This window comes from Fictibacillus sp. Mic-4 (assembly GCF_049843615.1).
Lineage (GTDB): Bacteria > Bacillota > Bacilli > Bacillales > Fictibacillaceae > Fictibacillus_A > Fictibacillus_A gelatini.
In genome coordinates this window covers 35,696-62,500 of sequence record NZ_JBBHZM010000006.1, presented here as the reverse complement: position 1 = coordinate 62,500, position 26,805 = coordinate 35,696, and the positions used below count along the sequence as shown (strand labels likewise).

The 26,805-nt window shown below is 44.0% G+C and carries 30 protein-coding genes and 1 pseudogene; 18 read left to right on the top strand and 13 right to left on the bottom strand.

Annotated features, from left to right (window positions below; translation table 11 throughout):
* Positions 1-600 precede the first annotated feature (600 nt).
* From WD019_RS06705 to WD019_RS06695, 3 genes are all read left to right on the top strand, one after another.
* Entirely contained in the window at positions 601-1,083 is a 483-nt protein-coding gene (locus WD019_RS06705) for a zinc ribbon domain-containing protein (protein ID WP_425710997.1), read from the top strand.
* A gap of 14 nt (positions 1,084-1,097) precedes the next feature.
* Positions 1,098-2,651, top strand: a complete 1,554-nt coding sequence (locus WD019_RS06700; protein WP_425710996.1) for a hypothetical protein — start codon at positions 1,098-1,100, stop codon at positions 2,649-2,651.
* A gap of 89 nt (positions 2,652-2,740) precedes the next feature.
* Positions 2,741-4,156, top strand: a complete 1,416-nt coding sequence (locus WD019_RS06695) for a zinc ribbon domain-containing protein (RefSeq protein WP_425710995.1) — start codon at positions 2,741-2,743, stop codon at positions 4,154-4,156.
* A 118-nt stretch (positions 4,157-4,274) separates the two neighbouring features.
* Here WD019_RS06695 and WD019_RS06690 read toward each other — a convergent pair whose 3' ends face one another.
* Positions 4,275-4,727 carry an OsmC family protein gene (locus WD019_RS06690; RefSeq protein ID WP_425710994.1) on the bottom strand — a complete coding sequence of 151 codons (453 nt, stop codon included), beginning with the start codon at positions 4,725-4,727 and terminating at the stop codon, positions 4,275-4,277.
* 228 nt (positions 4,728-4,955) lie between these two features.
* Between WD019_RS06690 and WD019_RS06685 the strand changes: the two genes are divergently transcribed.
* Positions 4,956-5,927 carry an NAD(P)/FAD-dependent oxidoreductase gene (locus WD019_RS06685; protein ID WP_425710993.1) on the top strand — a complete coding sequence of 324 codons (972 nt, stop codon included), beginning with the start codon at positions 4,956-4,958 and terminating at the stop codon, positions 5,925-5,927.
* 27 nt (positions 5,928-5,954) lie between these two features.
* On the opposite strand, the gene WD019_RS06680 is transcribed toward WD019_RS06685, so the two are convergent.
* The 5 genes from WD019_RS06680 to WD019_RS06660 all read right to left on the bottom strand — a co-directional run bounded on the left by WD019_RS06680 (position 5,955) and on the right by WD019_RS06660 (position 8,377).
* Entirely contained in the window at positions 5,955-6,128 is a 174-nt protein-coding gene (locus WD019_RS06680; RefSeq protein WP_425710992.1) for a hypothetical protein, read from the bottom strand.
* A 224-nt stretch (positions 6,129-6,352) separates the two neighbouring features.
* Complete coding sequence (locus tag WD019_RS06675; RefSeq protein ID WP_245595308.1) at positions 6,353-6,502, bottom strand: hypothetical protein; 150 nt, start codon at positions 6,500-6,502, stop codon at positions 6,353-6,355.
* Between the two features lie 67 nt (positions 6,503-6,569).
* Positions 6,570-6,914 carry a DUF6176 family protein gene (locus WD019_RS06670; protein WP_425711047.1) on the bottom strand — a complete coding sequence of 115 codons (345 nt, stop codon included), beginning with the start codon at positions 6,912-6,914 and terminating at the stop codon, positions 6,570-6,572.
* Between the two features lie 33 nt (positions 6,915-6,947).
* Entirely contained in the window at positions 6,948-7,724 is a 777-nt protein-coding gene (locus WD019_RS06665) for an ABC transporter permease (RefSeq protein ID WP_026679472.1), read from the bottom strand.
* Positions 7,721-8,377 (bottom strand): ABC transporter ATP-binding protein, encoded by a 657-nt coding sequence (locus WD019_RS06660; RefSeq protein WP_425710991.1) that lies wholly within the window; start codon positions 8,375-8,377, stop codon positions 7,721-7,723. The genes WD019_RS06665 and WD019_RS06660 overlap by 4 nt, the downstream gene beginning before the upstream one ends.
* Positions 8,378-8,587: 210 nt before the next feature.
* On the opposite strand from WD019_RS06660, the gene WD019_RS06655 reads away from it, so the two are divergent.
* The 9 genes from WD019_RS06655 (at position 8,588) to pqqE (ending at position 14,674) form a co-directional block, all read left to right on the top strand.
* Positions 8,588-9,373 carry a carbon-nitrogen family hydrolase gene (locus WD019_RS06655; RefSeq protein WP_425710990.1) on the top strand — a complete coding sequence of 262 codons (786 nt, stop codon included), beginning with the start codon at positions 8,588-8,590 and terminating at the stop codon, positions 9,371-9,373.
* A gap of 21 nt (positions 9,374-9,394) precedes the next feature.
* Complete coding sequence (locus WD019_RS06650; protein WP_425710989.1) at positions 9,395-9,910, top strand: histidine phosphatase family protein; 516 nt, start codon at positions 9,395-9,397, stop codon at positions 9,908-9,910.
* Positions 9,911-9,950: 40 nt separating this feature from the next.
* Positions 9,951-10,586 (top strand): NUDIX hydrolase, encoded by a 636-nt coding sequence (locus tag WD019_RS06645; RefSeq protein ID WP_425710988.1) that lies wholly within the window; start codon positions 9,951-9,953, stop codon positions 10,584-10,586.
* A 369-nt stretch (positions 10,587-10,955) separates the two neighbouring features.
* On the top strand, positions 10,956-11,048 hold the full coding sequence (gene pqqA / locus WD019_RS06640) for a pyrroloquinoline quinone precursor peptide PqqA (RefSeq protein WP_154658063.1): 93 nt from the start codon (positions 10,956-10,958) through the stop codon (positions 11,046-11,048).
* A gap of 49 nt (positions 11,049-11,097) precedes the next feature.
* Positions 11,098-11,334 (top strand): hypothetical protein, encoded by a 237-nt coding sequence (locus WD019_RS06635; protein ID WP_425710987.1) that lies wholly within the window; start codon positions 11,098-11,100, stop codon positions 11,332-11,334.
* Positions 11,316-12,248 (top strand): pyrroloquinoline quinone biosynthesis protein PqqB, encoded by a 933-nt coding sequence (gene pqqB / locus WD019_RS06630; RefSeq protein ID WP_425711046.1) that lies wholly within the window; start codon positions 11,316-11,318, stop codon positions 12,246-12,248. The genes WD019_RS06635 and pqqB overlap by 19 nt, the downstream gene beginning before the upstream one ends.
* A gap of 2 nt (positions 12,249-12,250) precedes the next feature.
* Positions 12,251-12,991 (top strand): pyrroloquinoline-quinone synthase PqqC, encoded by a 741-nt coding sequence (gene pqqC / locus WD019_RS06625; RefSeq protein ID WP_425710986.1) that lies wholly within the window; start codon positions 12,251-12,253, stop codon positions 12,989-12,991.
* A gap of 239 nt (positions 12,992-13,230) precedes the next feature.
* Entirely contained in the window at positions 13,231-13,572 is a 342-nt protein-coding gene (gene pqqD / locus WD019_RS06620) for a pyrroloquinoline quinone biosynthesis peptide chaperone PqqD (protein WP_425710985.1), read from the top strand.
* Positions 13,547-14,674, top strand: a complete 1,128-nt coding sequence (gene pqqE, locus WD019_RS06615; RefSeq protein ID WP_035352019.1) for a pyrroloquinoline quinone biosynthesis protein PqqE — start codon at positions 13,547-13,549, stop codon at positions 14,672-14,674. Before pqqD ends, pqqE begins: the two co-directional genes overlap by 26 nt.
* A 183-nt stretch (positions 14,675-14,857) precedes the next feature.
* On the opposite strand, the gene WD019_RS06610 is transcribed toward pqqE, so the two are convergent.
* The gene (locus tag WD019_RS06610) at positions 14,858-15,694 is read right to left on the bottom strand and encodes a C39 family peptidase (RefSeq protein WP_425710984.1); all 837 of its coding nucleotides are present in this window, start codon (positions 15,692-15,694) and stop codon (positions 14,858-14,860) included.
* Between the two features lie 238 nt (positions 15,695-15,932).
* Between WD019_RS06610 and WD019_RS06605 the strand changes: the two genes are divergently transcribed.
* Together WD019_RS06605 and WD019_RS06600 are read left to right on the top strand one after the other, a co-directional pair.
* A complete protein-coding gene (locus tag WD019_RS06605; RefSeq protein ID WP_081412782.1) occupies positions 15,933-16,034 on the top strand; it encodes a YjcZ family sporulation protein in 102 nt (33 codons plus the stop codon).
* Between the two features lie 334 nt (positions 16,035-16,368).
* Complete coding sequence (locus WD019_RS06600) at positions 16,369-16,860, top strand: peptidoglycan-binding domain-containing protein (protein WP_425710983.1); 492 nt, start codon at positions 16,369-16,371, stop codon at positions 16,858-16,860.
* Between the two features lie 569 nt (positions 16,861-17,429).
* Here WD019_RS06600 and WD019_RS06595 read toward each other — a convergent pair.
* Together WD019_RS06595 and WD019_RS06590 are read right to left on the bottom strand one after the other, a co-directional pair.
* The gene (locus WD019_RS06595) at positions 17,430-18,098 is read right to left on the bottom strand and encodes a class D sortase (protein WP_425710982.1); all 669 of its coding nucleotides are present in this window, start codon (positions 18,096-18,098) and stop codon (positions 17,430-17,432) included.
* A gap of 2 nt (positions 18,099-18,100) precedes the next feature.
* Positions 18,101-19,132 carry a processed acidic surface protein gene (locus WD019_RS06590; RefSeq protein ID WP_425710981.1) on the bottom strand — a complete coding sequence of 344 codons (1,032 nt, stop codon included), beginning with the start codon at positions 19,130-19,132 and terminating at the stop codon, positions 18,101-18,103.
* A 668-nt stretch (positions 19,133-19,800) separates the two neighbouring features.
* On the opposite strand from WD019_RS06590, the gene WD019_RS06585 reads away from it, so the two are divergent.
* Positions 19,801-21,459 carry a NucA/NucB deoxyribonuclease domain-containing protein gene (locus WD019_RS06585; RefSeq protein ID WP_425710980.1) on the top strand — a complete coding sequence of 553 codons (1,659 nt, stop codon included), beginning with the start codon at positions 19,801-19,803 and terminating at the stop codon, positions 21,457-21,459.
* On the opposite strand, the gene WD019_RS06580 is transcribed toward WD019_RS06585, so the two are convergent.
* From WD019_RS06580 to WD019_RS06570, 3 genes are all read right to left on the bottom strand, one after another.
* Positions 21,431-21,844, bottom strand: a complete 414-nt coding sequence (locus WD019_RS06580) for a hypothetical protein (protein ID WP_425710979.1) — start codon at positions 21,842-21,844, stop codon at positions 21,431-21,433. The genes WD019_RS06585 and WD019_RS06580 overlap by 29 nt on opposite strands.
* Positions 21,845-21,905: 61 nt before the next feature.
* Complete coding sequence (locus tag WD019_RS06575) at positions 21,906-22,097, bottom strand: hypothetical protein (protein WP_425710978.1); 192 nt, start codon at positions 22,095-22,097, stop codon at positions 21,906-21,908.
* Entirely contained in the window at positions 22,087-22,263 is a 177-nt protein-coding gene (locus tag WD019_RS06570) for a hypothetical protein (RefSeq protein WP_425710977.1), read from the bottom strand. The genes WD019_RS06575 and WD019_RS06570 overlap by 11 nt, the downstream gene beginning before the upstream one ends.
* Positions 22,264-22,652: 389 nt before the next feature.
* Here WD019_RS06570 and msrA point away from each other — a divergent pair, with 389 nt between their 5' ends.
* Complete coding sequence (msrA, locus tag WD019_RS06565; protein ID WP_425711045.1) at positions 22,653-23,177, top strand: peptide-methionine (S)-S-oxide reductase MsrA; 525 nt, start codon at positions 22,653-22,655, stop codon at positions 23,175-23,177.
* A gap of 762 nt (positions 23,178-23,939) precedes the next feature.
* Positions 23,940-24,098, top strand: a pseudogene (locus WD019_RS06560) (cytoplasmic protein); the annotation flags it as partial.
* A gap of 18 nt (positions 24,099-24,116) precedes the next feature.
* On the opposite strand, the gene WD019_RS06555 reads toward WD019_RS06560, so the two are convergent.
* Entirely contained in the window at positions 24,117-26,156 is a 2,040-nt protein-coding gene (locus WD019_RS06555) for a molybdopterin-containing oxidoreductase family protein (protein ID WP_425710976.1), read from the bottom strand.
* Positions 26,157-26,805: the final 649 nt, after the last annotated feature.

Below are 26,805 nucleotides of genomic sequence, written 5' to 3'. Positions count from 1 at the left end.
GCTTTGGTGCACGGAGAAGAAACAGACTTTCTTTACTTCATCTAGAGAAGCGAACAATTTATCGAGCGAAGCGGGTACGCCATCTTCTGTTTATCGATCAATTTGCGAGGGATATCAATTAATTGAGCGTAGCGGATCCCTAATTTTATGTTTATCAATCAATTGGAGTAGGATATCAGTCAAATTAGAAGAGTTATCAGTCAATTCGAGCAGGATATCAATCAATCGAGCGAAGCGGATTCCTAATTTTATGTTTATCAATCAATTAGAGCAGGATATCAATCAGATTAGAAGAGTTATCGATCAAATCGAGTATGATATCAATCAATCGAGTGGAGCGGGTCCCTAATTTTATGTTTATCAATTAATTGGAGTAGGATATCAATCAAATTAGAAGAGTTATCGATCAAATCGAGCATCATATCAGCGGAACGGAATAAATCAGAGTAGGTTCTTCATTTCGGAATCGTAGGGAGAGCCAATCTAATTGTTTCCTAAATACATATAGTCATAATAATAGCAGCAAAGTATAATATTGGGAGGGAGGGGAGATAGGGATCAAGTACTCCCTTTCGAAATCAAAAAGAAAGGATGAGTTTATTGTCAGATATTCAATCTAAACTTGGAGACGGGTTTGCTAAAATCCAGGGCAGCATAAAACAAGGCAAGCAGAAACTTCAGGAAGCTCAGGTGATCAGCGATTTGAAGAAAAGCGCATCAGAAGCACGCACAAAGCGGTTGGAGCTAGTGATCCAGCTCGGGGAAACGGTCTATAGCCAGCTTCGAAAAGGCGACTATGTGAATCCTGAACTGGAGACGTTCAAAAACGACATGATTGAACTCGACCGCACGATTTACCAAATCAACAAAACCTTGCAGGAAGTGCAACAAAAAGAAAATGGGATGGCCTGCAACTGCGGTAACCCGATTCAGCCGACCGACAAATTTTGCGGAAGCTGTGGGGAACGCATTGAGCAGCTGGCTAAGTTAAACGAAGAAGAAATGGTTCGCTGCCGGACATGTGAAGAGCCCGTCCCGATTGGCGCCTCCTTTTGTGCCAGTTGCGGGTTGAAAATGGAATAGGGGGGAGATGAGAAATGTATTGTCGTACGTGTGGCGGACACAACGAGGAATCGTGGAACTATTGTATTCATGACGGAACACCTTTACATACGTTCGTGCCAAAAAACTCGCCAGTCAAGTTGAAACAAGACTTGCGTTATTGCCCTTCTTGCGGAACGGATAACAATAAAAGAAACAATTACTGTGAGAATTGCGGCAACAGCCTTTTTTCCGTTGAACAGACGAAAGGCGCATTTTCCGTCCAAACACCGGCACTGCCAAAGCTAAAAAGCAGTTCTATTTTTAAGCTAAACCAGAAAAAATGGACAAGTGCGGCGATCAGCGCGGTTTTATCTATCGCCCTTGTCTTTATCCTTTCCTTCTTCTTGAACATGAAATTAGGAGACGGGATGGCCAATTTTTTAAAGGAAAAAGATATTGACATTGAAGAATTGGCTAATGAAATTGCAGATGCGGGCATTGATGCCCCAAAACCCGGCCCGATCTTTGGGCTGAGTGATACCGTCATGATGTCCCACCTCGTTGACAGTTCGATTACTTTCCATGCCGAAGAGCAGGGCAGGGAACATGAACGATCAATCGATGTGCAAACAGGATCGCCATTATTTCTTTTTATCCCATTCCTTGGGTTGCTTGCCGGCGGCTTCTATTTTGCATTTAAAAATAAGGAAGAAACGATTCATGAACGATTGCGCTCATCTCTGTTCATTGGACTCGGGTATGGAGTCATTCTTGCCATTATCTCATTATTTGCCGGGTTTTCTTACGATGTCACTGCCGATCAAGGCTTATTGAGAGGATCTTATTCAATCAATACGGATTATTCCTTCTGGGGATCGCTCGTCAATGGGATTGTATTCGGGACGCTCTTCAGCTACATTGGTTCGATACTGCAAATGGGCTATTTTAAGGCAAGACGTGAAATCGGGAGCACAACGGCTTACGGCGAGCCGATCTATCAAGGGATGGCCACGGTGGTCAAAGGATTCATTCTTTCAACGATCGTTACATTCATCGTTTTCCTTTATCATTATGATGACTTAAAAATCTTTATTGACTTATCAGCCTCTTTTACCGCTGTTGTCGTCTCGCAGCTCGGGCTGTGGCTCTGGGGAATATTGAACCTTCTGATCATGACGGTGAATGTTGAAGATGTGACATCGTCGTTCCACCTTTTTACCGGGTTTGATGAAAAAACCGACCAAACGTTAAGCTGGTTAAGCAGTACCGATCTCTTTTTCGGTTCGGATTTTCAGCTATGGCTCTATTTGCTCGTTTTTATCCCAATCCTTTTATTCATTTGGGCCGGAATTAAAATTAGCAAACAGTCGAAGAGCATCATTCAAGGGATCCTCATCTTTAGTGTGACGTACGGATTGACGATGGCATTTTTAGCAGCGATTACGAATTTAGGTATATCCGGAGTAAGTGAAAATCATGAAATGAAAGATCTTACGCTTTTTATCGGATTTAAATTAATTGGAACGTTTTGTATAAGTGTGCTCTTCTCAGGGGTTGTTGCTGGCATCACGGCTTATGTGAAAAGAAGCTTCGGGAAAACATACTGATCCGATGTAGCGAAGCGGTCAATTTTTCGCTGGTAGAAGCGAAAGTTGGCCGCCTGGCTATTCATTGTTGGGGATGAGGGGGAATACGTTTGAAATTTTGTGTAAACTGCGGAAAAAAACTAGGCGCAGATGAGAAATTTTGTACCAATTGCGGGAAAGCTTATGAAACTGCCAATCCAAAAGCAGAACCGGAATCTTCAAGGCAAGAAGAGAGAGCACAGAACAGGAAGAAACCGTCAAAGAAAATGGCTCTTCTTTTATGCGGGATCGTTCTTCTGATTGGAATTGGAACGGGCGGCTATTTTTACGGAAAAAACGCAACAGGGCCAGACGCCATAATTTCAGATTTTGAAAAAGCGGTGAAACAAGAGGATGTCGGGAAAGTCAAAAAGCTGATTGAAAGTGACTCGAATGCAGCCAAAGTAAGCGACGAGCAAGTAAAAGAACTTATTTCTTATTATAAAAAAGATCCTTCCTTATTTAGCGACACGATTGCCGCATTAAAAAGCCAAGGGGAGCAATTGGAAGATGGCGGCACGATGAAAGCGGCGGCGGATCCAAATAAAAATGAGTTTTTAAAACTGAGTAAAGCGGGCAGCAAATGGTTCTTTTTCACCGCTTATAACATTCAGGTAAAGCCGATTTATGCTGAAATTTCATCCAATTATGGGGGTTCCGTTGTCTACATTAATCATCAAAAGGCGGGACAGCTTCCAAATAAAGATGAATCGGAAAAATTCGGTCCTTATTTCCCCGGGGACCTTCAAGTGAAAGTAACGTATGAAGGGGACTATGGAAAGATCGAGAAAAAAGAGGAACTCAAACTCAACCAGGTAGAGAATAATGTCGCAAAGGCAGACATTGAACTAGATGGAACTTTTGTCTATCCGTACTCAAACTACGATGATGCGATTCTTTTCGTAAACGGAAAAAGTACTGGCCATACTGTAGGAGACATAAAGGAACTTGGTCCTGTTGCAACGGACGGCTCCATTACGCTTCATGCGGAAAAAAGCTTTCCGGAAGGCACGATAAAAAGTAAAGAAGTTATTATCAATGACTCCACTCATGACGTCGATTTATCGATCAACTATGAAAAACCTGTGGATGATGAGGCTGGCAACACCGATGAGATCAATAGCGCTATTTCTCAATTTATGGACAGCTATTTAAAAGCGGGAGTCGACGCGATCAATTACCATGATTTTTCCTATGTTGAATCCTTCCTTGCTAAAGATGGGAAATTATATAAGGAAGGAAAAGATTATATTGCTTATACGAAAAAGAAACAAATTACGGAAGAGTTTCTGGGCGCGACGGTGACAAATGTTGAAGAGCTGGACAATGGGCGCTATAAAGTTTCAACAACAGAAGAATACAATATTACGTATCAAGGGAAAACGACGAAGCTAAAAACGTTTGACAGTGAATATTTGATCCGAGAAGACGGCGCCAGCTTCCTTGTGGAAAAACTGGTGAAGACGAATGAAGTGGATACGGATTAATACATGGAAAGGTGGGGTCCTTCAAGAATCCCACCTATTTTTTAACAAAAACCTTACTAAGTATAGCTGTCGTCCTTTATACGAAACCTTATTATGGTAAAACGCCGGAGCGGTTTTCTTAATCTTCAGCAACCATGACGGTAGCTTCCAGCGCGATTTCGACATTGCCTTTGACTGCGCGGGAAATCATGCATGATGTTTCCGCTTTTTCGGCGAGTCTTTGTGCGAGTCTCTGGTCTTTTTCTGTAGCATCCTTATTTAAGACGATCCGCGGGCGATGAATGATTTTTTTATACGTGATGATGCCTTTTGTCACATCGACGATTCCTTCCGACTCCATCGTCAAGCTCACCTTTTCCAGGCCGCTCCGCTCCATCATCGCTGCAAGTGTAATAATATAGCACGTAGCCGCCGCCCCGAGCAGCATCTCATCCGGATTTGTCCCGACGCCCGGCCCGTCCATTTCCGGAGGGATCGAGACTTTCGTTTTTAAATTGGCCGTCTCAATCTTACCCACGTCGTTTCTCAAGCCAGGCCAGTCCGCTTTTAAGTAAAAATGATGCTCTGCCACATGAAAAACCTCCCTCTTATTTTTCTTAAGCATAACATAAAAAATAGCAGTAGGGCGGATTCGGTGAATTTTTAAGGATGAAGGAAACGTTTTTTTCAGCACGACGTATGCCGAGCATTTATTGTGGCATATGTTTACGAAAAATGCTTTCAAAAGCAGTAGAAAAATTGAGTCGTCTAAAAAAATAGGTTTGAGTGATACTAACGTTAATGAAGAAGAGCGCATACGATGAAAGAAACCATGTCCGTTTCTTTGGACTTACTTAAAAAGGCAGGCGACCTATACGTGAAGTACGATTGTTTAATTATTGGCGGAGGCATTGCGGGACTCCAAGCCGCCATTCAACTCGGACGCTATAAACGTTCGGTTTTAATCATTGATGCAAGTTGGGGGCGCTCGACGATATGCAAGAGCTATCATAATATTTTAGGATGGCCGGACGGGGTGGCCGGCGACCATTTGCGGGATTTAGGAAAGCAGCATGTCTCATCATATAATGTAAGTTTTCATTATGGGAAAATTATTGAAGTAATAAAAAGTGAACACGGATTTACGGTAACGGATGAAACGGGAAATCAGTTTTCCGGCAAATGCATCTTGCTGGCAACCGGAGTGATGGATCGGCTGCCGGACTTGCCAGGTCTCCTTCCATGCCTGGGGCTCACGGTATATGTGTGCCCCGATTGTGATGGCTACGAAATCTCGAATAAAAAGACGATCGTTATGGGAGCGGGAAAAACGGGAGCAACTATGGCGCTGACGTTAACGTACTGGACGGACGACATTACGTATATTAATCATGAGCAAAGCGATCCGGGGGCCGATCTCGCTAAAAGGTTAGCCGACAAAAACATTGCTTACGTAAACGAGCCAATCAAGCGCATTTTAACCGAAAATGAATGGAAGTTTCGCGGAGTAGAGTTGGCAGGCGGGAAAAGGCTTGATGCCGACCGGGGATTTGTCGCTTTTGGAGGGAACAAGGTAAATTCCGACCTGGCAAAGCAACTCGGAGTAGAGCGGCTCGAAAATAATCATATTTTAGTTGACCCACGCACGAAAATGACAAATGTCGCAAACGTCTGGGCAGCCGGCGATGTCGTTGCCCACTCCGAACTCGTGACCGTCGCCATGGGAGAAGGCTCCCAGGCCGCCATCTGGATTCAAAAAAAACTGCTTGAGATGGACCGAGAAGGTAAATGAAACGGCAGCCTGTGAAATAGCTGCCGTTTAGTTTTTCTTTAGTTGTTTTACTTCATCAATCGTTAACCCGGTTTTTTTAGCAACCATTTCAGGAGCGAGGATGTCCAACAACGAACGGGCGATTTCTTTTTTTATTTCTGTTTCCTTTTGAGCAAGTGCTTCTTCTTTTTCTTTTTCATACAGTCTGGCTACCTTCGTCATTTTTAACCACTCCTTTACCTTTTTTGCATACTCCTCATCAATAAACTTATCTGTGGCCACAAGGATTCCGGCAATGACTTGTATTTGTGTGTATTCCTCTTTTATTTGTTTAGCTACTTCAATAGATTCATGAATTAATTCTTATCGTTCTTATCGTTCTTTATGCCTATGCATTAATGGAAGAATAGTTAACTTCATCAATTCTTCGTGTGTCTCGTTGTTTTCTATCCCACCACCTGGAAGAAAAGCTTGCCATCCCCCGTTTGAATAATGGCTAGTTCATCTTTGCCACTATTAAACATTAAACAATAAACAGCAGGTCTCAATATGTATTCTTTGCCATCTTCTTTATCACCGAATGTGATGATATCCATAGTTAAATCTCCTCTGTCCTTTATCGCTTTTACCACATTTAGGGGGGGTTCATACCCGTTATTTTGATCATGTCATCAATTTACGAATAGGTTCTTGTATCATTACGACTTCTTTAGTCATATCAACATGAGGTACTTCTTCGTCAATGCATTCATACCAATACTTTAAGTGGACTTTATCCACTTCATGTTGAGAATTTTCAACATTTATACCGCCTTCCCCTTGAACCGAATACCAATAAAGGTACTCATTTTCTCCATTTTTTTCACGAAAGATGGTTTCTATGTATATTTTTTCATCTTTAAGCGTTAAAAGAACATTTTCCATATGATCATGTAAAAATTTCATCCATTCATCAACAACTTTAGACTTTCCTTGTTTTACTTTAAATTTAGAAAGTTCTACTTTCAATGGCATTTTCCACAGTCCTCCCATGATAATTATTCACTTCAACTGCGCGCGCTTATTGAAAAATGTCCGATAGCCAAACTCGACAAATATGATGACTGTCAGTGATGCGCTGCCGCAAATTCCGAGCATGATCGCAATCTGGTATTGGATTGCAACAAGGGGAGAGGTACCGGATAAAATTTGGCCTGTCATCATGCCGGGCAGTGTCACGATCCCCATGCCGACCATTGAGTTGACCGTCGGCAAAATTGATTGATCAAACGTTTGTTTAACGATTTTGTTCGCCGCTTGCTTCGGTGTGGCACCTAGCATTAATGCCCCTTCAACGAGCGCCCGTTCCGCTTTCATCCCATTCATTAGCGAATCGGCCCCGAGTGCTGCGCCGGTCATCGCATTGCCGATAATCATCCCCGAAATAGGGACAACGTATTGCGGCTCAAACCACGGGGTGTGGCCGATGACAACAAAGATGAAAAACAAGATCGGCCCGAACGTTCCAACAATCATCGAGAATGCGATCACTTTTTTTAACTCGCCGGACAACGGATGGTTGACCCGTTTATACACATTCATAATGGCGAAAGCTTCCATTAGGGCGACAATGCCGATCGTATAGAACGGATTGCTATTATCAAATATGTACGTCAACACATAGGCGACAAGGACGAGCTGCACCGTCATCCGAACTGTCGCAATTGTAATTAGCTTTTCACGGGGAATGCCTTTCCATCGAACGATTCCGATCAATAAAAGGATAAAAATATAAGCGGCGGCAAGCTGCCATAGTTGCAGTTCAATGACACCTTTCATTGCATGCCTTCCTTTCCTATCGAATAAAGGCGGGCGCCGTGCTGTTTGCTGATTTCAATGATCTCATCCGCCACCCTGTCAGCAAGCGCCTGCGAATGGGTAATCATAATGACCGTTTTCTTTTTCTCTTTTGCAAAATCTATGAAACTATCCATGACGCGCCGTTCGGTTTCCTGATCGAGCGCCGAGGTCGGTTCATCAAGCAAGTAAACGGCTGGATCCATCAGCCAGATGCGGGCGAGCCCAAGGCGCTGCTTTTCACCGCCCGATAAAGAGCCTGCATCATCACCCGGCTTTTTCGGAAGGTGTACCATTTGCAAAGCATGAGTAAGCGTTTCCTCAGACGGCAAAGGCTTTTCTGAAAAGCGAAGGCCGATTTCGAGATTATCTTTCACCGTTCCTTCGAAAATGGGCGGCGTTTGTCCGAGCATCACGACTTCGCGCCTGAATTTTACAGGGTCATACGCTTGAATAGGTTTATTTTTATAAAAAATTTCGCCCGAATCAGGGGAGCTTAAATCGTTCAGCAGCCGGAGCAGCGTCGACTTTCCGCCGCCACTTTCTCCGACGATGCACGTGACTTTCTCTTTGCGGATCTCAAGGGAAGGAATATGCAAAATATCTTTATAGGCGACCTCTTTTAAGAGAAACATGATGCCTGTCCTTTCAATTTTTTAGTGTGGGCCGTTTATTGGTCTAAATTGGCCGCTTATTCGTCTAAGTGCTTTTTATAAGCAAAGACGCACGTTTCTACAGTTACCATACTACTACATGAAAGAGATTTTGGTCGACTTTGAAGCGGGAATGTTGTATGTTGAAGACATTATCTATCTGATTTTTCAAAATAGAGAGGGGGAGCCGGGATGGCCAAAAAAGTAGTGAAAATTGCATCTGTACAAGCAGAAATAAAGGATGAAGAAACGAAAGAAGAGCGCATCGAACGGGTAAGCCGGATGCTCGATGGACTTGGAGACTATGATTTAATTCTACTCCCTGAAATATGGGCGACTGGCTATTTTTCCTTTGACCATTATAAAAAAGAAGCGGAACCACTTGACGGAGATTTCACCCGCTATTTTTCGGAAAAAGCAAAAAAACTCGGAGCATACGTGCACGCTGGTAGTTTTGTAGAAAAAGAAGGCGACAATTATTACAATACGAGCGTTCTTTTTGACCGGAAAGGGGAGCTTGTTGGAACGAGCCGGAAAATCCATCTGTTTCGCTACGGTTCTGCAGAAGGAGAGCTTTTAACAAGAGGGGACGAACCGACAGTACTGGAGACGGAATTTGGGAAGATCGGGTTATCGACTTGTTATGATTTACGTTTTCCTGAATTGTACAGGGCACAAGTGGATAAGGGAGCGAAGATGTTCCTCGTCACATCCGCCTGGCCGCATCAACGGCTTGCCCACTGGAACCTATTCAATCAAGCGCGTGCCCTTGAGAACCAGTGCTTCCTCGTTTCAAGCAACTGTGTTGGGAAAACGAAAAACGTCCTATTAGGGGGGCACAGCCAGGTCGTCGATCCATGGGGAGTTGCCGTCGCTTCCGCAGGCGAATTTGAAACGATCGTCAAAACGGAAATCGACCTTGGGCAAATCGAATCCATCCGCGAAGAATTCCCGCAGTTAAAACACAGGGTTTTGTAGATGTTTAAAATGGCGCGTACTATGAAAAAAATTTATGTTGTCAGACATTGTGAAGCAGAGGGGCAGCCTTCAACATCGCAACTAACAGAAAAAGGGGTTCAACAGGCAGAACTTTTAGCCGATTTTTTCTCCACTATCCAGGTTGACCGAATCATATCAAGCCCTTTTTTAAGAGCCATTCAATCGGTGGAGCCGATCAGCGGAATGAAAAAGCTGAACATTGAAATTGACCGACGTTTATCGGAACGAATCCTCAGTACAAAAGATTTGCCAGACTGGCTTGAAAAGCTCAAAGCAACATTCAATGATCTAAAGCTGAAGTTTGAAGGGGGCGAGTCAAGCCAGGAAGCGATGAACAGAATCGTCTGCGTGGTGGATGAAGTTTTGCAAAGCGAGGTGGAAAACACACTTCTCGTAACCCACGGAAATTTAATGTCTTTGCTTTTAAGGCATTATGACAGCCACTTTGGGTTTAATGGCTGGCGAACCTTAGCAATCCTGACGTGTTTTTGCTTCGTTTTTCAAACAATGAAGTAAAAATCGAACGTTTATGGCGTGAAGTAAGGGAGAAGACCGCATGGAAAAAGAACAATTGAAAATCTTTGATGAAGGCAGAAATCCAATAGGTGTCGCTACCCGGGACGAGGTCCATCGACTCGGGATTTGGCATGAAGCTTTTCACTGCTGGTTTATTGGCAAAGAAAAGGATACAGACTACATCTATTTGCAACTCCGAAGCGATTTCAAAAAGGATTATCCAAATCTTTTAGATATCACTGCCGCTGGACATCTATGGGCCCATGAATCCCCCAGAGATGGTGTAAGAGAGATTAAAGAAGAAGTCGGAATCGATGTGTCCGCGAATGAATTAATACCGCTCGGGATTATGGATTACTGCGTCATCGCGGATGATTTCATCGATAAGGAAATAGCCAACGTTTTTTTATATCAAACGGGAAAATCCCTGGATGACTTCACCCTTCAAGAGGAAGAAGTAAAAGGAATGGTGAAAGCCGAGTTTCATCAGTTTGCTGAACTCTGGTCAGGCGAAAGAGGTACAATCAGGATAAAAGGATTTGAAATAAATGAGGATGGAACGAAAGCCTTAATTAATAAGAATGCGGGAAGGGATCAATTTGTCCCTCACCCGATTCAATATTATCGAACCGTCATTCAAAAAATGAAAGAAATTTTAAAGGGGATGAGGAGATAATCGCTAAGTTAGAAAGGTGATGGATAAACGACCCGGAATGAACGATATCGATTCCGAATGGATCGTAAGGGGAAAAAAGAAAGAAACGTGCGCAGAAATGAAAGCGTTAGCTGAAAAAGAAATAGCATCTTAGCGCAACCTGAGTTCGTTAATGAAACGGACTCAGGTTTTTTATTTGAAAGGCACATTAGCGTTTTTCCTAAATGGCTAACATATTCTTGTCCCTTTTTGTTACATATTGCCAAACTGCACGTGCTTTGGACAACTTCAAGTCGAAATTCTGGTTATTTCAGGTTACCCACCGTCATAAGATGAACGTGAAAGAGATTAATAAAAACGCTAGAGAAGATCATCACATTTTTGTCATGAATGGAGGTGAATCACATGTGGGTAAAACCTGAGTACGAAGTGATCAATACATCTTCTGAAGTGACGATGTATAACTACGTTGGCAAGGAGTAAGGAGGCCTTTTTGTGTATGGCGTTCACCAAATGAGCGGAGGTTATACAAATGAATCGTTACATGAAATCAGTCATCGGCGCGATGATCGGATGCTCAACAGCAGGCTGGTGGTTGCTCGTTGATCTCCTGCTTCCTGATCCGATCGGAGACTATCTTTTATTTATTCTCATGGGTCTTGTCAATATGGTGATTGGATGGCAAGTTGCGAAGTTAGTTGGGAAAACGAAGGAAGCGAGCAAAATTTCAAATGAAAGGACTGAAGCGAAATTCGAATTAGAGTCTTAGGTACGGCGGCCGGAGGAGGCTTTCCGCAGTGGAACTGTGCTTGCCCCAACTGTCAGGGCGCTCGTGCGGGGGGCGATCGGCTTCGCCCGCAATTGCAATCGTCTCTTGCGGTAAGTGCCAATGAAAAGGACTGGTATCTCGTCAATGCGGGACCAGATGTTCACAGGCAAATTGAATCTTTTCCCGCCCTCTTTCCGGGACCCGGAGTACGAGAGACGCCATTAGCCGGCGTGATTTTAACCGATGCTGAGCTCGATCATACGATCGGGTTATTGTCACTGCGGGAAGGTTCTCGATTAAGCATCTATGGTACCGAGAGTGTCCGAAAGACTTTGCACAGCGCTTTTCCAGTGTTCCCAATGTTACATAACTATTGTAGATGGGAATGGCACTCTCTTTCCCCCGGATTTTGCGAGCGGATAGGGGATTCAGGTGAAAATGCGGAAGGGTCGATTTCGCTTGAGGTGGTTCCCGTTTCACGAAAACCGCCGCTTTATGTCAATTCAAGCATAGAGGAGCATTGCCCGGAAGAGATTTGGGAGGTCGGGCTCGTTTTTCATAATGAACGTTCGGGCAGGCGTCTTGCTTATTTTCCTACATTAGAAAGGATGACCCCAAAAGTAGAGGCGTGTTTGAGGAAAGCTCATATTGTAATGGTCGACGGAACCTTTTGGTCAGACGATGAATTGGTCAAGATGGGTGCAACCGAACGTAACGCACAGAGAATGGGGCATTTGCCAATTAGCGGCCGAGGAGGCATTGCGGAAACGTTAGCCACATTCCCGGCTGAGCGGAAAATTTTGATTCACATTAACAACAGCAACCCGGTTTTGCATAAGGACTCTATAGAGAGAAAGACATTAGAACAGCTTGGTTTTGAAATTGCCTATGATGGTATGGAAGTGGAGGTATGACCTTGAGCGAACAAGAAAGGGGAGTAAGCGTACTGTATCAAAATGAAGAAAATCTCTGGACGCCGGATGAATTCACGGAGCGGTTAAAAAGTGTCGGGCGTTCGTTTTATCATGATAAACATCCTTTTCATGTGGCGATGCACGAGGGAAAACTTAGCCGTGAGCAAATTCGCGGCTGGGTGGCCAACCGATATTACTATCAAAAATCGGTACCTATTAAAGATGCCGCCATTTTGTCGAACTTGCCGTCAAGGGAGCTAAGGCGCCAGTGGATTGGGCGGATCATTGACCATGACGGCATGCATGGGGGAGATGGCGGAATCGAAGCATGGCTGAAACTCGGGGAAGCGGTAGGATTGTCCCGGGAAGAAGTAGAGCAGGAGGTCAGGGTCGTGCCCGGCGTTCGTTTTGCCGTAGATGCTTATGTCAACTTCGCACGGACAAAGCCGTGGATCGAAGCAATTGCCTCCTCGTTAACAGAATTGTTTTCGCCCGATCTTATTTCCAAACGAATGAAGGTGCTTGAGCGGCTTTATCCATGGATTGATAAAAGCGGCTTTGACTATTTTCAAAATCGCTTGACCCAGGCGCCGCGTGATTCGGACACCGCCCTTAAGCTTGTGATCGCCTATTGCCAGACGCCGGCAAAACAACGGCGGGCTGTCGCCGCGTTGCGTTTTAAATGCGACGTGTTGTGGGCACAACTTGATGCCATCGAAAAGGCTTTTCCTTCGAAAACGTGACTTTTTCCGCTTGATTGATGAGCAGACCCGTTTTAGGTAGCTTTTCCCTGCCCTAAATAAAGTTTATTGTTGGAGCCGAAGAAGGAATTGTCCAAACTAGTTTACTTATTGTCAGAACTGAGGAGGAATTGTCCAAACCAGTTTGCTTATTGTCAGAACTGAAGACGTTATTGTCCAAATCCGTGTTTTTTTTGTCCGAACAGCGATAGTTATTGTCGTGGCACGAAAAAGGATAGGTGGTGGAGCGAATTTTAAAAAATTATTTTCCAAAACTCGCTGCAAAAGCGCGGCTAAAATTTGATAAGGTGAGGGAGAAGCATCTCCTTTTGTTGCCGGAAAAGGTTGTTGTCTTGAACGAAACCGCCGCATCGGTCCTTGCGTTATGTGACGGAAATCGAACGGTGGACACCATCACCGAAAATGTAAAGGCTTCTTTGCAGGAAAGTACAGAACGAGCGGGTTCAGTAGCCTTGCCTGATTTACAAGCGATGCAGGCGGACATTTCCGAGTTTCTTCAGGAAATGGAGGATCAAGGATGGGTGGTGATCCATACAGATGGCACAGCCAATAACAACGAGTAAAAATGTCGTGGAGCCTCCATACTCGCTGCTTGCGGAATTGACCCATCGCTGTCCTTTGCACTGTCCATATTGTTCGAATCCGATAAATATGGTATCAGAGCGAGGGGAACTTTCAAACGAAGACTGGTGCCGTGTCTTATCCGAGGCTGCTGATCTTGGGGTTGTAGAAGTTCATTTTTCCGGTGGCGAGCCGCTCTTAAAGGACGGCCTTGATTGTCTAATCCGGCATGCGGATCGCTTAGAGATGTATACAAATCTGATTACAAGCGGCATTGGGTTAACGGCTGAAAAAGCTATTCAGCTTAAGGAGGCCGGTTTAGCCAATGTGCAAGTGAGTTTCCAGGCAGGAGAAGCAAAACTTTCAGATAGAATCGGCGGCTATAAAGCCTTTGAGAAGAAAAAAGAAGCTGTCAAGGCGGTAAAAAAAGCGGAGTTGCATTTATCATTAAATGTTGTGTTGCATCGGATGAATATGGATCATTTAGATGAGGTGATTCAGCTCGCTGAGGAAATGGGCGCCGAGCGGCTCGAGCTCGCTAACACACAATACTATAACTGGGCTTTGCTTAACCGGAAGCGGCTGTTGCCAGATCGGAAGCAAATCGAACGCGCCAGTAAAATTTATGAAGCCGCTAAAGCGCGCCTTAAGAAAAAAATGGAAATAATTTGGGTCATTCCTGATTATTACGCATCGACACCGAAGCCATGTATGGGGGGATGGGGGGCGATCGGTTTAACAGTTGCCCCGGATGGAGTGGTCCTTCCTTGTCCGACCGCTGGAATCATAGAAAGTTTATCGTTTGAAAATGTTCGCGAGTCGTCTTTACGGCATATTTGGTACGAATCGGAGTCCTTTAACCGTTTTCGTGGTGAAAACTGGATGCCCGAACCTTGTCGATCTTGTGATTTCAGGCACGAAGACAGAGGCGGGTGCCGTTGCCAGGCTTTTGCTTTAACCGGGGATGCCCATGCGACCGATCCCGTCTGCCAACGGTCACCTCAACATCAACTTATTGAAAAAGTCGTGCAGGATGCCAATCGTAAGCCGATCGCTAAGTCATCGCCAATGATCTACCGGAAATATCTTCTTGACAAAAAATAATGCCAAAGGGTCCGCAAAGGTCTCTTTGGCATTTTTTGCGAGTTGACGATGATTGGACGAATAACTGGATGGATTCAACGAATAAAATTCCATTTAGACGAATATCTGATCTGGCTCGACGAATAAACTCCATTTAGACGAAATCTCATTTTATATCTCTCAAACCAGAATTCGAGCAATTTGCTACTTATACGTAATCGCCTGTCTGCCCATTTGTTCCCACGCTTCCTTAAAATCGTTCCGCGGCGCTTTTGAATCCTTATCGAGTGGATCGTTGAAATAGACATATTTGTCATCGAACCCCGTTAGCACAACGGCATGTTCATACCACGTGATTTTCACTTTGCCTGAAGGCGTGTGCCACGTGCGAAAAGCGGATTCCGGCAGTTTTCTGTATTGGGCATTGATGATCGTCCAGACGGGCCGCCCCTTTTTTAAGGAAGAAAGGATGGAATCAAACGATTGGCCAGTCAAGTCTTTAATTCTGCCCGGCATATACTGTCTTGCCAGATCAGCGACCGGACGATGGTAAACGCCGTATCCCATTTCGTTCAAGTCATAAATATTGCCGAGGAATCCGTCATTCGGGTTCCCGTAGTACGTTACCCCATCTTTCTTTTCATAAGGCGTATGGTCTTTTTTTATCTTTTTTGCCAGTTCCATCTTGCCTACCTTTACTCCTGCATCATTCAGCAACATCGCTAGCGATGTCACTTCACAGCCGCGCGCCAATTCGGGCAACTGTTTAATTTTTGGAACGCTCAAGCGATACGACGTTTGCTGTTTAGTGGAAGAAGCTTTTTTTCGTTTTTGGGATGAAGAAGATGCTTTCACTCTTTCTGTTTTTGATAAAGAAGGAGGCGCTTCTTTCGTTTTACTTGATGCTGGGACAGCCTCTTTTGACTCGCTGGATAATACTTTTTCCGTCTCTTGCTTCGATTCGGCGGTGTTATCTTTATAAAAAGCGACACCGGCTCCAATTAGAAATGAAAGGACTAACAAACCCGCTAATTTTTTCATAGGAATTGCATACGATCCAATTCTCCTTAAGTATGCATTCTCACCTCTTCGCCTGTTTACTACAACTATACCCTAATACAAGCATAAACGATCCTTCTATTTGCAATAAAGAAAAATGCCCTTCCAATGTTTCCAGGAAGTAGGACGAACGCCCATTTTTCAATGTGCCCATACATGAACGCCTATAGACACATAACCTATAGTGAGCATTTTTTAAAGGGAAAAGGAGAGGGAACATATGAGTTTTGGTGGAAACGGATTTGTGCTTATCATTATTTTATTCATTCTTTTAGTGATCATCGGCTGCTTTTGCTTAGGCTTTGGCCGGGGACCTTGCTGATTGGTCTTAATATTTTTCAGAAGCCGTGAATGACCGACGTCACGGCTTTTTTGCGTTTTCTCTTTTTGTGCAGGTGGATCACGGTTGAGGCAAGCAGAGTGGTTGAAAAAACGTTAAAAATTTATCAACTAGTGCTATCGTTTGAATTTTTGCCAGGGATTCGGCGGGACCTGAGCCAGAAATAGGGCTCAAGCCTTATTATAAGCTAGATAAGGCCAAACTTCTTGATTGGCTGGCTGAAATGGTTTAAGGTGAAGGAAACTGAATAGAATAATTTTCCTCTTCAGAACACTTGCCATGTTTTTAGTATTGACTTTAGAAAGGAGAATTTGTAATGAAAGCGAATAAAAAATGGGTAACAGGCCTCCTCGTTTTGTTTTTGTCTTTTTTTATTGCGACTCCTTCTATGGCATCGGCAGCTGGTTTCCATCATCCAGAATACTGGAATAAAAATTCTGTCCTCAAGCAAGGAAAGTCAGGGACGGAAGTAAGGAACTTGCAGTACATTTTGAATGTGATGTCCTTTTATACGGAAACGGGAATTGTGGACGTTGATGGCATCTTTGGACCGAAAACGGCCAAGGCAGTAAAAACGTATCAAAAAGGAAACGGCTTGGCTCCAGATGGAATCGTCGGCCCGAAAACGTGGAAAAGTTTTTCAAAATTTATCGAAAAGAAAAGCACATCGACTTATGGAGCAGGTTCGTATATGGGGCTGAGATTAGAATGGAAATATGACAATACGTCGGACAGTTCTCCGTCCACTGCAAAAATTTATGGCAACGGTGATACAATGAGCGACACGTATCGGTTATTTGCCCGCTAGATGATAATAAACCCTGGATTTGGTACCAAATCCAGGGTTTATTGCCTCCATAAATCTGATCCTGATTGATCGATTCTGAAAATGACAGACTTCTAGCCCGAATGAATGAATACACGCAGGATTGACTGATAGTCCCGCACAATTGATTGAAAAAGTGCTCGAAATGATTGATACCTCATCGGAATTGAATGATATTTCACCTGAATTGACTGATAAACATAAGATTGACTGATAGTCCCGCACAATTGATTGAAAAAGTGCTCGAAATGATTGTTACCTCATCGAAAATGAAAGATATCCTACCTGAATTGACTGATAAACGTAAGATTGACTGATAGCGCCGCTCAATTGATAGATAACGTGCTCAAATTGATTGATAACGTATCGAAAATGATAGATATCCTACCTGAATTGACTGATAAACGCAAGATTGACTGATAGCGCCGCTCAATTGATAGATAACGTGCTCAAATTGATTGATAACGTATCGAAAATGATAGAAATCCCGCCCGGATGAATTGTGTTGTGCCCTGGATTCAATAAAAAAAGGCAGCAGGCGTTCAAACCTGTTACCTCATTTCTTTTTCATTTGCAAGTTTTTTCGACACGAGATTCGCAACTAGCACATATCGTTTTGGCGCGTGGCCGACATAGTAGAACGGGTAGCAGGTGCTGACCGTCAGTGTCGGGCGCGGCTTTGGAACGATGACAGTTCGGTCGTCCTTATCCACGATCCGCACTTTTTTCACCTTGTATTGAAACTCGCCGACAGATGTCGTTACGATAAGCAAATCGCCTTTGCCGACCTCGCCGAGCTTGCGGAAAACAGTATCCCGGTGCCCGGCCAGAACGGAATTGTCTCTTTCTCCCGGAAGTACGCTGCCTGCAAAGTGTCCGACCCCTTTTTCGAGTTCATCTTCGTTCGTGCCGTGAAATATCGGAAGCGTAGCATGAAGTTTCGGGATATAGAGCTCGCCAATGTTATCGCCTTTTTTCGGACGGACGGGATAAAGCGCTTTTTCTTTTTCACCCCGCTTGTGCACCGGAGTTTTAGCCTCTGCCTTTGGTGCTGGCGGTTTGTAATCTTTTGAATGCACTTTGTAGGCGAAATAGCCTTTGGCAAACTTGTATACGTTCGTTGTCGAAAACCATACGCCAAACGTAATAAGACCAATACAGAAAGTAAGAAAAATCCACCGCCAGGTACTCCGGCTTCTTTTACTCGCTCGTTTCTCCATCGTTACGACGCTTTCTTCATTTTACGAAATAAAACAAGTCCTGCAGCAAACGCAAAAAGTCCAATAAGTGTGTTCGTTAAATAATCGGAAGCGGTGGTTGGAAGCTTAGCTCCTTTTACCGTTCTCGGTGCCGATTGATGTTGTTTATGCTTCACTTCTTGCACGACTTTTTCATTCGTTACTTTAATCTTTTTTCCTGTATCAACGATCTTTCTGGAATCGATCTCATCACCTGTAATGATAATGTCAGCTAAAAATTGGCCATCAAGATTATAAAGGGAGATTTTTAAATTCGCATTTTTCAACTCTTCTAATTGGATAAGCTCTTTAAAAGATAGAGGTGTTTCTGTCCCGCCCCTTACGATACTGGCTTTCGCTTTTAGATGGAAGATGTGAAGGAATTCATTGTAGATCGAGAATAATTCCTCAATTTGCCCTGCAGTAAGATCATCCGCCGTTTCAAAGTCGGCGAAGTTCATCATCCGATCCGCCAGGTTGTTTAAGCGCTCTTGCGTTTCTGGCTGTGAAAGCTCGTCTTCAATCGATTGAAAATGGGCCGTTAAGTTCTGCATTTCTTTTTCAGATAAATCAAACAGCGAAAAAAGTTCTTTCAAATCGTCTGTGGTAAGCTCAACATCGCCGCCGCCTTCACTATAAAAGGCAACCGCATCTTCAAGTTCATGGATAAAAATATAATCATTCAATTCTTCATCATTTTCAGCCAATAATTTTCCAAGACTTTTCTCATCTAAGTTGTAAGTCTTATAGATTCCATCGAGATTGCTTAAGTCGCTTTTAATGACTTCGCCGAGTGAATCGCGAAGCTTCTGAACGCTATTAAAATCTTTTAATTTTTCGTCATAGTAGGAAAGGTGCTCCTCTAGCATTTCTTTTGTAACGGTAAATCCTCGTTCTGTACTAATTTCAGATAAATATTGATCCAATTCTTTTTCGTCTACGGCCGCAAAAGATACTTTCGGGAAAATTCCGACAACTAATAGCAGCACAAATAAAATGGCCCCCAGCTTTTTCAACCCTATTCCCCTCGTTTCATAAAATTATTTTTCTAGTAAATTATATGGAATAAAGGAATCTAATAGCAACTGTTTTTTTGGTGGAGTATGCTTAAAGGCAATCTAGTGCCCCTTCTAGAAAAATAGTTTGAATTTCAGTACTCGAACATTCGTTATTTTAAGAACACCTCGTTAGATCTTGGAAATGAGGAAAAACGGTCACGAATCGTTACATCATTTAAAATGATTTCGTTCTCGGACAATAAGTGCTCTTATTTAGACAATAAGTCATCCGGTTGAGACAATAACATCTTACTTTTGGACAAATAAGTGTACAAAATACTAAATTTATTGTCCGACACAGGCCATTTATTGTCCGATGGAAACGATTTATTGTCGGAAATCCACTGTTTATTGTCCAAATGCCATGAAAATAGCACCACACTAGAGAAGTTTGATCCTATTTTTTTATTTTTTTACAGGCGAAAATGGATTCTTGAAAATAAGAACTTTCTTAGCTGAAAGGGCACTAGCAGACTATTATTCGATTTCGAGTGGGGCTTTTTTTCCGGGAGAAGTGAGGCATAATACAAACGGACTATCTTTCCATTTTAGGTAATAAGGCATTATTGAGGTTATCTAAATTGTTGTATAATTCAAAATTGAAATCAATAAATGGGAGGGATTGGATGTCGAAATCAATTCGAAGTGCAGCGAAAATCGCCGTATGGTTATTGCTTGTATTAAGTCTGGCAACTCCTGTCCAGGCACAAGCCCATTCGAATGGCGGGGGCTACTGGATTCCTAATGATAAGGAAAAAATGAAGCAGGCCGCCCGGCTCTTGAAAGAAGGCCAATCGGTAGAAAAAATGGGCATCGAAAAGGACAAACCACAGAAGAGGGAAGGATTCCAGACGCTAAAGAAGCTGAGGAAAGAGGACAAGGATGCCAGGGCCGCTTACTATGCCCAGCCTGGCGCGCCGAAGCTGACAGCAGCAGGATGGATGCCGCCGAAATTCGAGTATGATTATATTCAGACGACGAATGAATGCCGCCAGAATCCGGCAAGCGGCTCTGAGACAGGATACATCAAGAACCATTACGCCTTCTGTTGGTCTCACGTCGCCACCTATCAAGTCCCGCGCAAATGCCACCTCGGAATTTGTTTTTATGATGGCGTGCAGTTTCAATTCACCGAAATTGGCTATGGTTCCAACCATGACCGGAAGATGAGGGTCGTCTATTATCTTGATGACATTTTAGTCACAAATCCGGCATTAAATGGAGCAAAGCTAAAGATCGATGTCGTCTGCGAGGCGAAGCTTAATCCAGGCGACTGCAAGCCCGACCCGGATACGCCGGCCGAAGAGCGGACGATCGCCCAATGGAAGAATAATAACTTTGGCGTTAAAACTTTTCTGTCGGAAGCGCCCGAGGCAACCGAGGACAATCCCGATAAAATCGGGTACATGGATTTCTGGCCGAAGCTTACCATTCATCACGCACCGAAGAACTTCACAAAGACAATCGACGGCATTAAACAAACGGTACGATTTGATTCAGCCAGATATATGTTTGCGTTTCCTGATCAATATTTTCCACAAGGAGCCATATTCAGCAAAACGAAATCGGTGTTAAACGTTCCAACAACGGATCCTGATTTTGCTATTTTAAAAGAAGCGGGGGAACATTGGAAATTTGCGATGGATCATCCAGAAGAGACGAAGCCTTATGTTCTTGGCAAAAAAATCCCGGGAAAATTAGGCTCCGAACCGCTCACAAGGATGTATACGAAACGGCATCCGGATGAATACAACAAAAATAGGAATAAAACGAGATCCGCTTGCGATAAGGAGTTTAAGGATGAAGACAGGACAGGCAAGCAATGTGATGAGTTCCCGTTCGCTGCAACATGGCAAGGATCTGCGACGAACGGCCAGGATTGGTTCTCGATCCGCTTGATTTCGGCAGAATCAAACCAGGCAGCCGGAGCATGGCTTGGCGCATGGTATGCTTACGACCGGATTTTGGATAATGATCCTTTCGGATGGTTGGCAAGCCGGCTAAATGCATCCTCTGCCGCCGCCAACCGTTGTGTGCACGTTGGCGGAATACCATGGCTCGCTTCTCTTCTTTTCTCATTCGTCCAAACCGCTATTGGCACTTTCGCTATTCTCCGTCCTTGCGGGAATTTCATTTCACAGCTGATGAGCGGCTTTATAATCTTAGAGAATAGGCAAAGAGCCGAAGAATGGCGCAGCTCTCCATTTAAAATTCGGAAAGCCCGCTATGTACATGTTCAGCGGGCTTTCTGGCTTATCAAGGGATCGCGTACACTTCGACGGTAAAGCTCTGGCCGCCTGTGTTCGTTGGATTGGCGATGTACAAATCCCCGCTCTTCTTAATCTCTGTGGTTGACTCGTTGTGGAGGTCATAAAAGATCGTTTCATCGAGGCCGAAACTGTCATCATGCATGACATCGAAGTGAGCGTCTTTCGGTCCTTCAACGATTTTCCATTGCAATTTTGTCGCGTAAGGCGGCAAATTGTCGATTGCGAAGTTGTCGCTTGATCGATGGTCCTGGTCTTCTTTAGGCTGCCCTTCTGAGTGAATTGTTGCGATTTTCTCAGGCGCTTTCACCTGAACATAGTAGCCATGAAACGAAAGTACACGGAATCTTAGTGCCTTAAGCTCATCACAATATCCCTTGCAGCCTCCAGATTGAATAAACATTAAAAAATAGCGATGGCTGCATCCGTATTTTAAAAAAGAGCAGCCATCATCCAGAAAAACGTTATTTTACTTCACCGTCGAGATCGTTCATGCCGTAAAGCATCTCGGTATTGTCGGATGCATTGACGGCGTTCGGATCGATATCATTTTTTCCGTAATCCGGCAGCTGCCCGGCATGGGCCTCATTGTATTCGGATCCCGCTCCCTGGCCCTGGGTCGGCGCATTCTGCTGCTTTTTAAGGTCATTGTTCATGTAAGATCACCTCCCAAATAGAGATAGTATGCGCGTTATTTTTTCTCTTATCCGCGATGCAGCAATGCGGCATTAATTGGCCAAACAGGAGAGCCCCTGCCTCTAACCAGAGCGGGGCAGCCCTCATATCATTTTGCGCATCGATTTTGCCAGTGGCTTTTGCCATTTCTTCTTTTTAAGGAAAAGGGCGAAAGAAACGAAGAGCCCTGCGCCGATCCCTATTGTCAAATTGAAGGAAAAGGTAAGGACAAAGGTAACAATCAACACCAATGATTGCCCTGTTTTTTCTTTGAGAATCTCAATAAATTGCTCTTTCCTGCTAATTTTCCATGCGACGACCATCAGTACCGGCGCCAGGCTGGCAAGAGGGACATGCGATACATACGGGGAGGTAAAAAGAAGCCCCGTAGGCAATTTTTAATCTAATGATAAAAGAACTGCTCGACCACTATCCCGAGCATGAAGAAATGATCAAAAAGCTAGCCTATGAGAAGTTGGAGCGTTAATATGAGAGAAAGGACTATGAAATAGAAGGAGAATCATTGGATGGGAAAAATAGAGCACGCAACTTTTGCCGGCGGGTGTTTCTGGTGCATGGTCAAACCGTTTGACGAACTTCCGGGCATCCACGGCATCGTTTCAGGATACACAGGCGGCCATGTCGAAAATCCAACGTATGAGCAGGTAAAAACAGGAACGACCGGGCATTATGAAGCAGTGCAAATTACGTACGACCCGGACGTCTTTCCGTACCAAAAGCTGCTGGACCTGTACTGGCCGCAAATAGACCCGACAGATGACGGTGGGCAGTTCATCGACAGGGGGCCGCAATATCGGACAGCGATCTTTTACCATACAGAAGAACAAAAGAAGCTAGCGGAACAATCGAAAAAGGCAGTAGAGGAAAGCGGCCGCTTCAATAAGCCGATCGTGATGGAAATTTTACCGGCGACCGCCTTTTACCCTGCGGAAGATTACCATCAGGATTTTTATAAAAAGAACCCCAAAGCCTACAAACAAGAACGGGTAGAATCCGGCAGGGACGCGTTTATAGAAGAAAACTGGGGAGAAAAGAGTTGATCATCAGCTTTTTTCGCAAAATGCGGGCATTCCGCATTTTTTGTCTAAACGCGGGTATTTATTTTCTGAACAAGGACGACCGAGTCAAGAAATTGTCTAAACGCAAGAATTTATGGTCCGATCGAGTCAAATTGTTGTCCAAACGGGGATTTATTATCCGAACTAGGCAGGATATTGTCCAAACACGGGGATTTATTGTCCGTACGATTTAAGTTATTGTCGAAACTCATGACTGTATTGATCAAAGCGAGGAACTTATTGCCCAATTCACAGCATATATTGTCGTAATTAATTTTTGGAGGTAGAGAAGACAGTTTTCGTGCATTGTGTATAATAATAAAAATGATCGTATGAGGGGGCAACCTACTGTTTTGCAATGTTCCCTTCGAGGGATCTTCTTTATCTACACGAAATAGACCGCTTGGAGTTGCGAGCTTAAGGGTGGTCTATTTCGTTTAGTGAAAAGAAAGTATAGCGACAACTAAATTTTTGGGGTACTATCAATTTTTTTTCGCCTTCGTGGTTCTTGAAATTATTCCTGCGATAGTTATTAGGATTATAGCAATTGTATTTCCTATAATTGTAATTTTCTCATCCCTTACAAATAGATTGATAAAGGTCATTATACAAAAGATGACAAGTAGAATGTTTTTGAAATTTTCTCCAATGAAATTCATTTTTCTGTACCTTCCGTTTATGAAAAAATAGCAAAAAAGTAAGTTTTTCATTTAATTATATAAAACGTGGTTATTCAAGATTAACTGTTTGGAAATTTTCAGCCCTGGTCAAATTGAAAAGTGGTGTGACGAAGAGAATACAGCCATTTGCCCTCACTGTGGGATCGATGCTGTTATCGGTGAGAGCTCCGGATTTCCAATCACAAAAAAGTTTCTAAACGGAATGCTTGATGTGAGTTTTTGAAAAAAGAGAAAACTGCACCTACACAGTTTTCTCTACATTCACTCGTCCTGAAAAAAAGGTTGCGCCTCCGCCCATATCGGCGAGCCGATCCGGGGTCAAGCTGTTGACGAGGTGCTTTTTGCCAGCAGCGTCTGACCAGAGACCCTGGCTGACGACGACGCCGGGCAGGACGTGATCGCCGATGGAAACCGGCAGCTCGCATTCCCCGCGGTCGTTCCAAATCCGGACAACCTCGCCGTCCTCTATGCCGAGACGTTCGGCATCAGCCGCGTTCATGAACAATTTCGGTGCTTTTTCGAGCTTCATATGCTTCTCATTATTTGAAAACGTCGAATTTAAAAAGTTATGGTTCGGAGCCGGTACGAATAGGAACGGGTAATCGCTCTCTTTTACTAAGGGCACATGAACAGGAAGTGGCGGATGGCCATCCTCTTCCATCTTTTTCGAAAACAACTCGATTTTGCCGCTTGGCGTTTTTAGCCGGTCTACTAGATTGCCGGTATGGCGCGCTCTCATAAAGCGGCTTTTCTTTAATTCCTCGTACGTAATGCCCGCTAAATGAGGATTGTCGCTTCCGCTTAAAGCCTGGCTGATCAATTCTTCATCGGAATCTTTGAATGCCTGCTCATCAAACCCCATCGCTTCCGCCAGCAAACGGAATACTTCCGTGTTGGATTTGCTTTCTCCGTAAGGGGCAATGACCGGCTCGTGCAAATGAATGTAATGATGCCAGTACGACGTGTAGAAATCCGTATTTTCAAAAGCTGATGTCGCGGGTAGCACGATATCGGCGTACATTGCCGTTTCCGTGATAAACAAGTCATGGACAATCGTAAACAAATCCTCGCGAGCCAAGCCTTCCCGCACTTTATTGGCTTCAGGCGCAACGACGGCGGGGTTAGAATTATAGACGAATAGTGAGCGGATCGGCTTTTCCATTTCGAGAAGCGCGCTTCCTAGTTGGTTCATATTGATCGTACGCGGCCGCCCATTCATCAAGTCGGGACGCTGCAATGCCGTTGTGTTATGGGCCAAATATCCGGAATTCGATTTCAGCGCGCCGCCGCCTTTGACGAGCCACTGACCCGTCAGCGCCGGCAAGCAGGCAATCGTCCGGACGATCATTCCGCCATTGTCATGATGCTGCAGGCCGTTGCCGATCCGGATCATCGAAGGGGAAGTTGTCCCATACATCCGCGCCAACTTGTAAATGTCGCTTTCAGGAACGCCGGTAATTTCAGAAACTCGCTCTGGCGTATATTCTTTCACATGCTTTTCCAACTCCTTGGCCCCAACCGTATACGTTTCTAAAAATGGCCGGTCGACAAGCTGCTCGTTGAAAAGAATATGCATAATGCCTAACGCAAGCGCAGCGTCTGTTCCAGGGATAATCGGAATGAACCAGTCTGCCATGCGTCCGGTCTGGTTTTTATGGACATCAATGACAACGATTTTCGCCCCATTTTTTCTTGCTTTTTGCGCGATTGTCATCTGGTGCATGTTCGTGCTGACTGCATTAATTCCCCATATAATGAACAGCTTTGTTTCTGTCATCTCTTCAGGATCCGTCCCAAAACTTCCGCCCATCGTGTAGCTATAGCCTTTCCCGCCAGCAACGGAACAAATCGTCCGGTCAAGCTGGCTTGAACCGAGGCGATGAAAGAAGCGCCGGTCCATTCCTTCCGCATTGATCAGCCCCATATTGCCGTAAAAGCTGTAAGGAAGAATCGACTCCGGGCCATCTTCGGCAATTAATTTTTTCCAATGATCGGTAATCGCTCGAATAGCTTCTTCCCATGAAATGGGGGCAAATTTCCCCTCGCCTTTTTGGCCGATGCGTTTTAACGGAGTTTTAACCCGCTTTGGATCATAAATTCGTTCTCCCATGTTCCTGACTTTGTTGCAAATGTTCCCTTGCGTTACCGGATGGTCAGGATCGCCATCGATTTTGACGATTTTCCCGCTTTTTTTATGAATGAGCAGCCCGCATTGATCCGGACAATCAAGCGAACAAACAGAAGGGACGACGCCATCCTTCACATCGACATATGATTTCATGATAAGATTCCTTTCCAGTAAAAATTGTTTAGTAGATTATACCATGAAAATCGTCAAACGAATGCAACAAAAAGAGCTTACACTCGATGACATCAGCCTTTATATCTGGGGAGAGGATTTCATGAGAAGTTGGAAGAAGATCTTTTTTTCGGGCAAATTTGCATCATCGCTTTTACCGTTTTAATAGTAAGGAGTTGGGGTTCTATAAAATTCGATTCAAGAACATATTGCATCTGTCCGGTTTCACCGCCTTCATCTGGCGAACCGCCCCTTCCGTCAGTTAGCCGAACATCAGTCATCTGGATGGATAGTTCAATTTGCAACCTGAAGTTTTAAAATCTAGTGCTTCTTCTAGAAAAATAGTTTGGATTTCAGTAATGGGACATTCGTTTTTTTAAGAATACCTCGTTTAGCTAAAGGGCTAGCTAACCATGAGCAACTCTCTTGTAATAAAGAAGTTGATAACAACTGGAAAGAAGTGTGTCTTGAAGCTGAGAATACGGCCAATTGTCTTTTTGTGAGAACCCTAATATTTGCCAAAAATGCGAAAGAGTCCTTATGTTCTCATAAGGAGCAGACTTTGTCAAGCCTCAAATGCACAAATAACAATTTTTCTACCATTAAAAAACGAGAAAAAACATTTGTAGTT